Consider the following 12,491-nt stretch of genomic DNA (forward strand, 5'->3'; position numbering starts at 1 on the left):
TGGCCCGATGATGTAGGGAGAGCACAGGCATGACCTCGACCATATGGGTGATCGACGATGACCGTTCCATCCGCTGGGTGCTGGAGAAGGCGCTCAGCCAGGAGGGGTTTCAACTGGCCTGTTTCGAGGATGCGGATGAGGCCCTCAATACCCTGGAAGAAGGCACCCGGGAACCGGATGTGCTGATTTCCGACGTGCGCATGCCTGGCACCGACGGGTTGCGCATGCTCAAGATCCTGCAGCGCAAGCACCCGGATCTGCCGGTCATCATCATGACCGCGCACTCGGATCTGGATTCCGCGGTGGCGTCCTATCAGGGCGGGGCGTTCGAGTATCTGCCCAAGCCGTTCGACGTGGACGAGGCGGTGGCGCTGGTGAAGCGGGCCATCAAGCACCGCCAGGAGGCCCGCGGTGAAGCGGTGGTGGCCAACGAGGAAACCCCCACCGAGATCATCGGTGAAGCGCCGGCCATGCAGGAAGTCTTTCGCGCCATTGGCCGGCTCAGCCATTCCAATGTCACCGTGTTGATCAACGGCCAGTCGGGTACCGGTAAGGAGCTGGTGGCGCGGGCGCTGCACCGTCATTCCATGCGCCGGGAAAAGCCGTTCGTGGCGTTGAACATGGCGGCGATTCCCAAGGATTTGATCGAATCCGAATTGTTCGGCCATGAAAAGGGCGCGTTCACCGGCGCCAATGCCCAGCGGGTGGGGCGCTTCGAGCAGTCCAACGGCGGCACCCTGTTTCTGGATGAGATCGGTGACATGCCGCTGGAGGCCCAGACGCGGCTATTGCGGGTGCTGCAGGAAAACGAATTTTACCGGGTCGGTGGTACCACGCCGATTCATGTGGATGTGCGCATCATCGCCGCCACTCACCAGGATCTGGAACGATTGGTACGCGAAGGCGATTTCCGCGAGGATCTGTTCCACCGTCTCAATGTCATTCGCATCCATATTCCGAAGCTGGCTGAGCGCCGGGAAGACATCCCGCAACTGGCCGGGTACTTCCTGCAACGGGCCGCCAGCGAACTGGGCGTGGAACCCAAGGTGCTGCACAAGGACACCGAGAAGTATCTGGCGGCGCTGCCCTGGCAGGGCAACGTGCGGCAGTTGGAAAACACCTGCCGATGGCTGACGGTAATGGCGTCCGGCCGGGAAGTGCTGGTGGACGATCTGCCGCCGGAACTGCGTCAGTCCGTGGGCCGTCCCGCCGAAGGCGGCGGCGACTGGCAGAAATCCCTGCGTCAGTGGGCGGACCGGGCGCTTGCCCAGGGCGATCGGGCGATTCTCGATCAAGCGGTGCCGGTGTTCGAGCGCACCATGATCGAAGTGGCGCTGCAGCATACCGGTGGCCGTAAACGTGACGCGGCGGCGTTGCTCGGATGGGGGCGCAATACCCTGACCCGCAAGATCAAGGAGCTGGACATGGAAGCGGAGTTCAGCGGCGAGGATTGATCAGGGGGCGCCGGACGCACGACGTTGGGTATTCGCCTGCAGGCAGGCTCCCACAGCGGCTTCGTGGCAGGGTCCGTGGGAGCTAGCTTGCTGGCGAATGCGGCCTCTGATGTTGGGACATTCGCTTGCAAGCAAGCTTCCCACAGTGGCTTCGTAGTCCTGCCCGTTGGAAGCTGCTTTAACAGCGAATGGTGTGCCGGCAAATTATGGAACACCAGCGGCCAGAGGATTTCAGGGGGTTTTTCCCACGTCTTGCGCTTGTCCCCGCAACCCTTATGCTGGAGCGCTCCCCGGCAAGAAGATCACCATGGCGCTTTATCCTCCCCTCGAACCCTTTCATCAGGAGTATCTGCCCGTCGGCGACGGTCATGAGCTCTATCTGGAACAATGTGGCAATCCGGACGGTATGCCGGTGATGGTGCTCCATGGCGGCCCCGGTGGCGGCAGCTCGCCGTTGCTGCGCCGATTGTTTGATCCCCGTCTTTATCGCATCGTGATCCATGACCAGCGCGGCGCCGGCAAGAGCCGCCCTCACGCCGACACCAACCACAATACCCTGGCACACCTGGTCGACGATATCGAACGTATTCGCCAGCATCTGGGCGTGTCCCGCTGGCGGGTGGTGATGGGAGGATCCTGGGGCAGCACGCTGGCTCTCAGCTATGCTCTGGAGCATGGTGAGCGGGTGGCGTCACTGGTATTGCGAGGTGTCTTCCTGTGCCGGCGACAAGACATGGACTGGCTTTACACGGAGCACGGTGCCGCCCGTTATCGCCCCGAGCAATGGCAGCGGCTGGTGGGGGCCCTGCCGCCCGGGGAAGGCACGGTGCTGGCCCGTTATCATGCCGCGCTCGCCGCGTGTGAAGACCAGAACGGGGAGGGCATGCGGCTGGCTCGGGAGTGGACACGTTGGGAAACCCATTTGTCCGCTCTTATACCACCGACCGGTGTGGACGTGGACGATCATGCCTGGCCCATGGCCAGGCTCGAAACTCACTACTTCATGCACGAGGGCTTCTTACCGGAACCGCTACTGCCGCGCTGCGCTCGGTTGCGCTGCCCGGTGGAGATCGTGCACGGCAGCTATGATCTGGTGTGTCCGCCGGAGCAAGCGTGGTTGTTGCATCAGACACTGCCGGACAGTCGCCTGCGCTGGGTGCCCGGCGCCGGCCATGCCACCAGTGAGGCGGGGGTCGGGGAGGCGTTGATTGCCGCGGTCCATCGTCTGGAACAGCACGAGGGACTGGCGTGAAAGTGTTGCTGCAGCGAGTGCGCGAAGCCCGTGTGGAAGTGGCGGGGGAAGAGATTGGCCGCATAGGTCGGGGCCTGCTGGTCTTTGTCGGTGTGGAGCGGGGCGATGCGTCTGATACAGCCCGGCGGCTGGCGGAACGGCTGGCCGGTTACCGGGTGTTCTCCGATGAGCAGGGCAAGATGAATCTGGATGTCCGCGATGTGGCCGGGGAGGTGCTGGCGGTCTCCCAGTTCACCCTGGCGGCGGATACCCGCAAAGGGCGCCGGCCCGGCTTTTCCGGTGCCGCGGAACCGGAGCAGGGGTTGCGCCTGTATCAGGAGTTCGTCGACGCCTTGACGGCTCACCAGGTGCCGGTGGCTACCGGCCGCTTCGGTGCCGACATGCAAGTGCATTTGATCAACGATGGGCCGGTGACTTTTCTGCTGGAGCTGTGATCCCGGTCAGGTTGCGTTTTGTAAATGGCCCTTTTTTACGTGACAGCCGTATTGCAATGGGAAACCCCTGGTTTATGATGATTTGCATGCTCCCGGGGATCGTCGATGGGGGCCAAAGCAAGTTCCTTAGGGACGATGGTAAAAAACATCAGGAGATCAAAGATGAAAAAAACGCTTCTTGCTGCTGCACTGATGGGTGCTTCCTTCTCCGCTCACGCCGTGGCTCCGGGTGGTCCGGGCTGTGGTTGGGGTAACCTGTTGTTCGAAGGCAAATCCGGCCTTCCCATGCATCTTTTGGCCACTATCGTGAACGGCACCTCCGGCAACGCGACCTTTGGCATGACTTCCGGCACCAACGGTTGTGACACCAATGGCGCTCTGACCTACAGCGGTGAAAGCCTGCTGGGGATGACCGGCGTGATGGAAGAAGTGGCTCAGGACATGGCGGTGGGTGAAGGTGAGGCCCTGACCGCGCTGTCCGTTTCCATCGGTGTGGACGCGGCGGATCGCGCTCATTTCAACAGCGTCATGCATCAGAACTTCGCCTCCATCTTCCCGAGCCAGGACGTCACTGCCGCGGAAGTAATGCAGCAAATCAACATGGTAATGAGCCAGGACCAACAACTGGCCAAGTACGTATAAGTGTAAGTGCCTGACGGCCCCGCTGCCTCGGCGGGGCCCTCGTTTCACGCTTTTCTTTTTCCCTGCCAGGATGTGCCATGCGCACTGGAGTTCTGTGCGCCCTCGCGGGCCTGTTCCTGATCCTGTCCGATACCGTTGCCGCCGCGCAAAGCCGGGAGCTTCTTGCCCGGGAGCCGCGCTGGCAGGCCTTGCTGCATATTAATCCGGGCGCCACCCTTCGTGATCGCCACCGCAGCTATGTGGACGACGATAATTTTTTTCTCTCCGATACCGGCAAGGATGATCCGCTGGCGGAACTGAATGCCTCCATCGAGGCGTTGCGGCTGGCACAGGCGCCGGAGCGCTGCCGTTTCCCGGCCCGCTATCGCTTTTTTGCCGAGCACTTGGGTTGGGAAGAGAGCGCGCCTTTCGCCCATTGTGATGAGTACATGGAATGGCGCCAGTCCGTTCAGGCGAACCGGGCCGTGCTGGTCTTTCCCGCCGCCTACCTGAACAGCCCGTCTTCCATGTTCGGCCACACTTTGTTACGGCTGGATCAGACCGGCGACGAGACGGTCTGGCTGTCCTGGGCGGTCAATTTCGGTGCCATGACCTCGGAGCAGGACAATTCTCTGTTTTATATATACCGTGGCCTGGCCGGGGGCTATCCAGGGCGCTTTACCCTGGTGCCCTATGTGCAGAAAATCCAGGAATACTCCCATATGGAAAACCGGGACATCTGGGAGTATGACTTGACCTTGAATCAGGAAGAGATTGACTGGGTCATTGAGCATTTGTGGGAACTCAAGGACATCAATTTCGATTATTACTTTTTCGACGAAAATTGCTCATTCCGGCTGTTGGAACTGGTGGAAGTGGCCCGGCCCGGCACCGGCTTGCTGGACAAGTGGCGGTTCGCTGAGCTGCCCGTCAATACGGTGCGGGCTCTGGACGATAAAGACCTGATCGAACAGCGCCATTATCGACCGTCCAAGGCGCAGGAGCTGGAAGCCCTGGTGGCGGAGATGACGGTGGCGGAACGGCGCCTTTCCCGCCGTCTCGCCGATGATCCGGATTTGGCGCAAAGCGCGGAGTTTCAGGCCTACCCGCCGCCGCGGCAGGCGTTGATGGCGCAAACCGCTTACCGTCATGTACGGTTTATCCATCGCAAGGAGGCGCGTACCGAGGACGTGGCCAAACGTTCCTTCGCTTTGTTGGGATTGATGAGCCGGCTGCCATCGACAACACCGCCTTCGGTGCAGCCACAACGGCCGCCGGAAGAGGGACACGGCACCAAAATGCTGGGCGTTTCCGGTGGGCAATGGGGCGCGGACGATTACGGTCAGCTCACCTGGCGGATGACCTACCATGACCTGCTGGATAACCGCCGAGGCTTTCTTGACGGCGCGCAGATCGAGGGGCTGGGTGTTACCTTACGCAGTACTGAGAGTCAGGCAGTGAAACTGGAACGTCTGGACCTGGTCAGTATTCGCTCGCTGAGCCCCCGCGACACTTTCTCCAAGCCGTTGAGCTGGTATGTGGAAGGTGGGTTGGAACGGGCCTGGGCGCAAGGCCGCCGGTTGACCCGTTATGTTCAGGGAGGAGCCGGCCTCAGCTGGCGCTGGCAGGGCTGGCAACCCTATGTGCTGCTCAGCGCCCGGGCGGAAAACAACAGCGCTTTCAGCACCTGGATTACTCCAGGCGGGGGCGCCGAGGCCGGGTTGCTTTACAACACCGGCGCCTGGCAGTGGCAACTCAGCAGTGCCGGGCATTACTTTACCAACGACGAATACCGGCATCGTTCCCGGTTCAGCGCTCACTATGCGCTGGGGCGTCAGCATGGTTTGCGCGCCTCTCTGGAACGCGAAGGCTGGCGCGGTGACAGTGACACCGGTTTCAATCTGGAGTGGCGATGGTATTACGACTGATGCTGCTGTTGGTGCCGTTGCTGGTAAGCGGATGCAGTGGCGTGTTCTTCTATCCGATGAAGCCCTGGGCGCAGAATCCGGCACGCCAGGGGCTGGATTATGAGGACGTGGTGCTGATTCATCCGGACGGGCTGCGCCTGCACGCCTGGTGGCTGCCGGCCCGTGGAGACAGCGTTGCCACCGTTTATTATCTGCACGGTAATGCGGAGAACATCAGCACGCATCTGGCCAATGTGCAATGGATGCCGGAGCAGGGTTTCAATGTGCTGCTGCTGGATTACCGGGGCTACGGTTTGTCGGAAGGTTCCGCCGGGCTGCCGGAGGTGTTCGATGACATCCAACTGGGACTGGACTGGTTGGCGGCTTCCGGGCGTGCCGAGGGCAAGCCGATTATTTTGTTTGGTCAAAGTCTTGGGGCGGCCATGGGAACCCGGGTGCTGGCGCGGCCGGCCAATGAGGGCAAGGTCCAGTGCGTGGTGTTCGAGGGCACCTTTGCCAGTTATCGGGACATTGCCAAGGATGTAATGGGGCGCAGCTGGTTGCTGTGGCCGTTGCAATGGCTGGTGGTGCCGACGTTGCCACCGCGCGACTGGGATCCGGAGAACAACATTGCCGCTTTGGCACCGCGCCCGTTACTGATTCTGCATAGCCGGGAAGATCCAGTGATCCCCTATGCACAGGGCGAGCGCCTGTACCACGCCGCCGAGGCACCGAAGCTGTTTCAGCCGCTGCGCGGCGGCCATGGGCAGGGAACGAGGGATCCAGCGGTTCGCGCCCGGATCGTCGATTTCCTGCGCGACAAGGCGTGCCTGGGAGGCTGATCGTCAAGCTGGCGCGTCCCTTCGCCAGCAGGCTGGCTCCCACATGCTACGAAGCCGCTGTGGGAGCTTGCTTGCAAGCGAATGCCCAACGGCTCGGGGGGCATTCGCGGCCGTGGCCGCTTCCCGCCGCTGCTTTCCTGCCAGGAGCGGCCAAAGAAAGTACCGCGATCAACCTCTCACTCGTCCTTGGCGGAAACGCCGTTGTCTTCCTCTTCCCGCTGCACCTTTTCCTTCTCGACGAACCGGCCGAAGATCAGCCCTACTTCAAACAGCAGCCACATGGGCAGGGCGAGCAAGGTCTGGCTGATAATGTCCGGGGGGGTCAGCAGCATGCCGAGCACAAAACAGGCCACCACCACATAGGCCCGTGAGGAGGCCAGCTTGGCGGCGGTGGTGGCGCCGGAGGCGATCAGCAGGACGATGGCGATGGGCAGCTCGAAGGCGACACCGAAAGCCAGAAACAGCGCCAGTACGAAATCCAGATAACTGCTGATGTCGGTGGACACGGCCACGCCTTCCGGGGCCACCGAGGTGAAGAACTGGAACATCAACGGGAAGACCACGAAGTAGGCGAAGGCGGCGCCAGCGTAGAACAGCAGAACGCTGCTCATCAGCAACGGGATCGCCAGCCGTTTTTCATGGCGGTAGAGCCCCGGGGCCACGAAGGCCCAGGCCTGATGCAGAATGACCGGGACCGCCACGAAGATGCTCAGATACAGCGTCAGTTTGAACGGTGCCAGGAAGGGCGCGGCCACGCCGGTGGCGATCATGTGGGTGCCCTCGGGCATTGCCTGCATGAGGGGCGCGGCGACCAGCGTGTACAGTTCCCGGGAAAAATAAAACAGACACAGGAACACCACCAGAACCGCCACCACTGCCCGTAGCAGGCGGTTACGCAGTTCCAGAAGGTGAGCTACCAGCGGTTGCGCGGTATCGCCGTGGTGCTCGTCATTCATTGGACTTGTTCTCCGCCGGGCGGGAAGAGGAGGGTTCGGAAGGCGCGGGAGTATCATCCGTGGCGTTCAGATCGGTCTCGCTCTGGGCTGGCGGTTCCGGCTTGCGCCGGGCTTCGGCCACTTCGTGCGGAGACAGCAGGCTGTCCTTGGCCTTGCGGATGCTGTCTTCGTCCAGCCCCATTTCCCGCATCTGTTTTTCCATGCGCTCACGCATGTCCATGTTCAACGCTTCGCGTTCCAGCTCGTTGCGCAGGTTATTGAAGGTGGAGCGGGCACGGCCTACCCAGTAGCCCAGAGTGCGGGCCGCTTTCGGCAGGCGCTCGGGGCCCAGCACCACCAGGGCGATAACAAAAATCAGCAGCAGCTCGGAAAAGCCGACATCGAACATGGGTTAGCGGCTCCGCTCAGGTCAGACCTGATCCTTGTCCTTTTCTTTCTGTTCCTGGGTGGTCTCGCGCTGGTCGTCGGCCAGACGTTGCTGGTCCTGCTCATTTTCTCCGTCACGCATGGAGTCCTTGAAGCCCTTGACCGCGCCGCCGAGATCGTTGCCGATGTTGCGCAGCTTCTTGGTCCCGAACAGCAGAACCACGATGGCCAGGACGATGAGCAATTGCCAAATACTGATACCGGAAAACATGATTAATCTCCTCGAGAGGCTTTTTCTTCGTGCCCGGACAGGCCGAAGCGACGCTCCAGTTCCGCCAGCACTTGGTCGGGGTGCAATCCTAGGTGGGCCAACATGACCATGGAATGAAACCACAGATCAGCGGTTTCACTGATCAAGGCCTGGGCCTCGCCGCCGGCTTCCAGGTCCCGGGCCGCGAGCAGGGTTTCCACGGCTTCCTCGCCGACTTTCTCCAGGATCTTGTTCAGGCCCTTATGGTACAGACTCGCCACATAGGAACTGTCCGGGGCCGCCCCTTTGCGGGCCTCCAGGACTTGGTGCAATTGGTTAAGAATATCCGACATGGTGTCTCCAGTGCAGGCCCGTCAGTGTAGCAAAGTACGGGCCGGTTCACCTACGCGCGCAACGACCATGCCAGCAACACGGCGCCGGCGCCGGCTAGGGGCCAGGCCCAGCCGCTGCCGGCCAGCAGCACGTCGATGCCCGCCAGCAGTCCCAGCGCCACCCCGCCGATACCCGCCAGGACGCGGCGCCGATTGCGTCGCAAGTTTAGTGCCAGGCGGAATTCCAGGTCCCGTTGCCGCTGTGGCTGATCGCGCAGATTTTCCAGGGCGTCACGCAGCAGATCGGGCATTTCCGGCAATTGAGCGGTCCATTCCGGTAGCCGGTTGCGCAGTTTGTTGAGCGTGGCGGTCGGGCCGTACTCCTCCATCATCCACGCTTCCAGCAACGGCCGTCCCACGGTCCAGATATCCAGTTGCGGGTAAATGCTGCGGCCGAGCCCCTCGATATGCACCAGGGTCTTCATTAACAGCACATATTGTACCGGCGCCTCGATATGATATTCCCGGGCCAGATCAAACAGGCGCAGGATCAACGGGGCGAATTCCAGCTGCTCCAGCGAGGCGGAGCGTACCGGCGCCAGCAGTTGGGTGGCCTCCTGCTCGAAACGGTGGCGGTCGATCGGGGCGTTGCTCCATCCCGCCCGGATCACCAGGTCCACCAGCATCGGGTAATCCTCGCGCATCACCGCCAGGACCATGCGCCCCAGCACGTTGAGATCTTGGCGGGACAGGCGTCCGGCAATGGCGCAATCCACCGCCATGTACTGGGGCAGATCCGGGTTGGCCGGATTGACGAAAATATTGCCCGGGTGCATGTCGGCATGGAAGAAATTGTGCCGGAACACCTGGGCGAAGAAGATTTCCACACCGCGTTCGGCCAGGGCCCGAGGGTCGATGCCAGCGGCCTTGATGCGCTCGATATCGTTGACCGGGATACCGTAAATGCGATCGGAGATCATCACCTGGCGGGAGGACACATCCAGGTGCACTTCCGGGATGTGCAGCAGGGAGCTGAACAGGAAATGCCGGCGCATGGTCTCGCTGTTGCTGGCTTCCTGTTCCAGGTCCAGTTCGCCACGGATCACCGACTGGTAGTCGCGCACCACCCGCACCGGATGGAAATAGCGGGAGTCAGCCCAGAGTTTCTCCAGTACCCGGGCGCCGAAGCCCATTACTCGCAGGTCCCGCTCCACCTTCATTTCGACACCGGGGCGCAATACCTTGACCACCACCTCGCGGCCGTCCAGCAAGGTGGCCGGATGCACCTGGGCCACCGAGGCGGAGGCCAATGGCCGCTCGTCGAAGGTGGCGAACACCTGATCGAAGGGCTTGGGCAGACTGGCCTGGACCTTTTGCCGGGCTTCACCGCCATCGAAGGGCGCCACCTGATCCTGCAGGCGCGCCAGGGATTCGGTCCAGTCCGGTGGCAGCAGATCCCGGCGAGTGGCCATCAACTGGCCGAATTTGATGAAGATCGGCCCTAACTCCTCCAGCGCCAACCGCAGACGTTCGCCTTCGCTGAGGTCGCCGGTGCCGCGCCAGCTGGTTGGCACCAGGTACTGCAGAAAGACCAGCAGCGGGCGAATGGGATGCGCCGGAAGCAGGGACAGCAGACGATAGCGGCACACCACCAGGGCGACCGAGAATAAACGGGCAAACGGTGGCATCAGCGCGTGGAACTCCTTGCGGGCCTGTTCCCGCCCGGTTCGATAATCGCGCCGGGGGCCGTTTTCTCGCTAGCCAAGGCGCGGTGAGCGCGGTGTGGCTGGCCACATGAGCGAGCCGCAACGCAGGGTCGCGGGAAAACGGCCCCGGCCCTTCGGGTTGCGCCCCAAAGCGGGCCAGCCGGTGTTCTTCGTCGTTCATTTAGCACGCTAAACTTCTCTCCTCACGCCTTGCCTGGCCCGCTTTGAGGCGGCAACGCGACTATCGAACCGGGCGGGAACGGGCCTTCAAACGCTGAACGCGGGCTTCCAGGCGGTCCACATCACCGCGCAGCTCATCCACGTCCTGGTAGAACTCGTACACTTCCCGGCGCAGCGCCAGCAGGCCGGATTCGTTACCCAGGTAGTCGCCCACCTGGTCGCCAATGCGGCGAAATGCTTCACGGGCCCAACCGCCCAGACGCATGGCGCCCTGGTGCAGAGTCTGCGCCAACTCACCGCCAAGCGCCGGTTCCAGCATGGCGCCCCAGTCCAGTTGCAGGTCGCGGGCCAGCTCGCGCAGGGACTGCAGCAACTCGCGATTGCCTTCGATGCGAACCGGGCCGCCAATGGCGCTGGGCTGTCGTTTCCAGTCCAGCAGCAGCGCGGCCAGGTCCACCGGATTGCCGGTGACGCTGACGTCCGCCGCCGCTTCGCTGCGCAGATACAGCTCGACGCCATCGTCCACGATCAGTAGAAACACCGAGGTGCGCGGCAAAGTGCTGTGTACCGCCAGCAACCGGCCAGCATGCTGGCTAAGCGCGGCGGCGGTCACCGGGTCGCCGCGCAATGCCGTGTTGATGGCCCGCTCCAGGGCGGCCACGGCGGTGGTGGAGAGCAGTCCGGGATCCGACATCAGGCCTTGAACCCCCGGTGCAGGGCCACCACGCCGCCGATCATGTTGAAGTATTCGGTACGCACGAAGCCGGCCTCGTCCATCATGCCTTGCAAAGTGTCCTGGTCCGGGTGCATGCGGATCGACTCGGCCAGGTACTGATAACTGTCGGCGTCATTGACCACCAGTTTGCCCAGCCGCGGCCAGACCGCGAAGGAGTACAGGTCATACAGCTTGGCGAAGGGCTTGTTCACCGGCTGCGAGAACTCCAGTACCAGCAGACGGCCACCGGGTTTGAGCACGCGCAGCATGGAGCGCAGGGCCGCGTCCTTGTCGGTGATGTTGCGCAAGCCGAAGGCGATGGTCACGCAGTGGAAGCTATTGTCGGCGAAAGGAAGGCACTCACCATTGACCTGGGCCACTTGTGTGTTGTGCCCGCAACCCGCGTCGTAGAGCCGGTCCCGGCCCACCGCCAGCATCGCGTCATTGATGTCGGCCAGCACCACCTGGCCGGTTTCGCCGGCCAGACGGGAGAATTTGATCGCCAGATCGCCGGTGCCGCCGGCCAGATCCAGCACTCGCTGGCCCGGACGCACCCCGGCCAGTTCGATGGTCATGCGTTTGAGGATACGGTGGCTTCCCAGTGAAATCAGGTCGTTCATGACGTCGTATTTGGCCGCCACCGAACGGAACACGCCCGCCACCCGCTGCTGTTTTTCCTGCCAGGGAACCTGCTGGTAGCCGAAGTGGGTTACTTTGTCGTCGTTGGCGTCGGTCATGGGATGTCCTTGAACGGAAAAGGGTGCCGGGCGAACAGGCGCGTCATGATCGCGTCCTCGCGGGCCGCCACGCGCTCGAGCAGGGCGGTCACGCTGGGCACCGGTTTCATTACCCGGAAACTGCGGTCGATGAAATCATACAGGTTCGAGAAGCCCGCCGCATGAGCGGGTTTGCGCACCAGCCGGAAGGTCGCCTGCAGGGTGCGTGAGCGGATATAGCGGTCCAGCCGCGGCCCCAGTTCCGCCACCAGTGTGATCTGTTGCCGGCGCGCTCCGTCATCGCCGAGATCGCGGTAGCCTTCGGCATAGCCGGCCTGGTCCAGCGGCTGATCCAATCGCTCTCCCAGCGTCCTGACCAGGGCCTCATCCAGTTCCTGGGTGAGAATCGCCGCTTCCAGGGCCAGGGCGGAGGTGGCCATGACCCGGTCGGGCAGTAACTTCAGCGCCTTGGGCAGGGCACGGCGAATTTCGGTGGCCACTGGCAGCAGATCCTGGCCACCGTAGACGTCATCCAGCAGGAAAGTCAGCGCTGGTTGCAGCCGTTGATCGGCGAGCAGATCGGCGTGGGTATCGGCAAGCCGCTGCCGCTGGATGGCCCGCAGCCGCTGCAGGCGGGCCAGGAATACCGCGTCGTCACCATGCTGGCGCAGCTGGAAAAAACGCTCCAGAAAATGGCGCAGGCGAAGGCCGGCGCTGTCGGGCGCGGTGCCGGTGGCGGAGGTCCGGGAACTGGGCATAT

Annotated in this window: 14 protein-coding genes; 6 read left to right on the forward strand and 8 right to left on the reverse strand. The window is 62.6% G+C overall.

Going from position 1 to position 12,491, the window contains the following annotated elements:
* The first annotated feature begins 29 nt into the window (after positions 1 to 29).
* The 6 genes from glnG (at position 30) to RYH70_RS03005 (ending at position 6,510) form a co-directional block, all read left to right on the forward strand.
* Entirely contained in the window at positions 30 to 1,454 is a 1,425-nt protein-coding gene (gene glnG, locus RYH70_RS02980) for a nitrogen regulation protein NR(I) (protein WP_014992990.1), read from the forward strand.
* A gap of 307 nt (positions 1,455 to 1,761) precedes the next feature.
* Positions 1,762 to 2,706 carry a prolyl aminopeptidase gene (pip, locus tag RYH70_RS02985; protein ID WP_317009760.1) on the forward strand — a complete coding sequence of 315 codons (945 nt, stop codon included), beginning with the start codon at positions 1,762 to 1,764 and terminating at the stop codon, positions 2,704 to 2,706.
* Positions 2,703 to 3,140 carry a D-aminoacyl-tRNA deacylase gene (dtd, locus tag RYH70_RS02990; RefSeq protein ID WP_317009761.1) on the forward strand — a complete coding sequence of 146 codons (438 nt, stop codon included), beginning with the start codon at positions 2,703 to 2,705 and terminating at the stop codon, positions 3,138 to 3,140. The genes pip and dtd overlap by 4 nt, the downstream gene beginning before the upstream one ends.
* 162 nt (positions 3,141 to 3,302) lie before the next feature.
* Positions 3,303 to 3,782 (forward strand): DUF3015 domain-containing protein, encoded by a 480-nt coding sequence (locus RYH70_RS02995; protein WP_022997166.1) that lies wholly within the window; start codon positions 3,303 to 3,305, stop codon positions 3,780 to 3,782.
* A gap of 77 nt (positions 3,783 to 3,859) precedes the next feature.
* Positions 3,860 to 5,689: an Lnb N-terminal periplasmic domain-containing protein gene (locus RYH70_RS03000; RefSeq protein WP_080530380.1), complete on the forward strand. Its 1,830-nt coding sequence runs from the start codon at positions 3,860 to 3,862 to the stop codon at positions 5,687 to 5,689.
* A complete protein-coding gene (locus RYH70_RS03005; RefSeq protein WP_026948527.1) occupies positions 5,674 to 6,510 on the forward strand; it encodes an alpha/beta hydrolase in 837 nt (278 codons plus the stop codon). Before RYH70_RS03000 ends, RYH70_RS03005 begins: the two co-directional genes overlap by 16 nt.
* 176 nt (positions 6,511 to 6,686) lie before the next feature.
* Here the strand turns inward: RYH70_RS03005 and tatC are convergent, their stop codons facing one another.
* The 8 genes from tatC to RYH70_RS03045 all read right to left on the reverse strand — a co-directional run bounded on the left by tatC (position 6,687) and on the right by RYH70_RS03045 (position 12,489).
* Positions 6,687 to 7,466 carry a twin-arginine translocase subunit TatC gene (gene tatC / locus RYH70_RS03010; protein WP_022997169.1) on the reverse strand — a complete coding sequence of 260 codons (780 nt, stop codon included), beginning with the start codon at positions 7,464 to 7,466 and terminating at the stop codon, positions 6,687 to 6,689.
* Positions 7,459 to 7,854, reverse strand: coding sequence for a Sec-independent protein translocase protein TatB (gene tatB, locus RYH70_RS03015; protein ID WP_055098692.1), 396 nt, complete (start codon positions 7,852 to 7,854; stop codon positions 7,459 to 7,461). The genes tatC and tatB overlap by 8 nt, the downstream gene beginning before the upstream one ends.
* 21 nt (positions 7,855 to 7,875) lie before the next feature.
* Positions 7,876 to 8,103 (reverse strand): Sec-independent protein translocase subunit TatA, encoded by a 228-nt coding sequence (gene tatA / locus RYH70_RS03020; protein WP_022997171.1) that lies wholly within the window; start codon positions 8,101 to 8,103, stop codon positions 7,876 to 7,878.
* 2 nt (positions 8,104 to 8,105) lie between these two features.
* Complete coding sequence (locus RYH70_RS03025; RefSeq protein ID WP_317009762.1) at positions 8,106 to 8,435, reverse strand: phosphoribosyl-ATP diphosphatase; 330 nt, start codon at positions 8,433 to 8,435, stop codon at positions 8,106 to 8,108.
* A 50-nt stretch (positions 8,436 to 8,485) separates the two neighbouring features.
* The gene (locus RYH70_RS03030; protein WP_026948529.1) at positions 8,486 to 10,102 is read right to left on the reverse strand and encodes an AarF/UbiB family protein; all 1,617 of its coding nucleotides are present in this window, start codon (positions 10,100 to 10,102) and stop codon (positions 8,486 to 8,488) included.
* A gap of 259 nt (positions 10,103 to 10,361) precedes the next feature.
* The gene (locus RYH70_RS03035) at positions 10,362 to 10,994 is read right to left on the reverse strand and encodes a ubiquinone biosynthesis accessory factor UbiJ (protein WP_022997174.1); all 633 of its coding nucleotides are present in this window, start codon (positions 10,992 to 10,994) and stop codon (positions 10,362 to 10,364) included.
* The gene (ubiE, locus tag RYH70_RS03040) at positions 10,994 to 11,752 is read right to left on the reverse strand and encodes a bifunctional demethylmenaquinone methyltransferase/2-methoxy-6-polyprenyl-1,4-benzoquinol methylase UbiE (RefSeq protein ID WP_022997175.1); all 759 of its coding nucleotides are present in this window, start codon (positions 11,750 to 11,752) and stop codon (positions 10,994 to 10,996) included. Before ubiE ends, RYH70_RS03035 begins: the two co-directional genes overlap by 1 nt.
* Positions 11,749 to 12,489, reverse strand: coding sequence for an FFLEELY motif protein (locus RYH70_RS03045; RefSeq protein ID WP_026948530.1), 741 nt, complete (start codon positions 12,487 to 12,489; stop codon positions 11,749 to 11,751). Before RYH70_RS03045 ends, ubiE begins: the two co-directional genes overlap by 4 nt.
* Between the last annotated feature and the right edge of the window lie 2 nt (positions 12,490 to 12,491).

The organism is Alloalcanivorax xenomutans, from assembly GCF_032810065.1.
GTDB lineage: Bacteria > Pseudomonadota > Gammaproteobacteria > Pseudomonadales > Alcanivoracaceae > Alloalcanivorax > Alloalcanivorax xenomutans.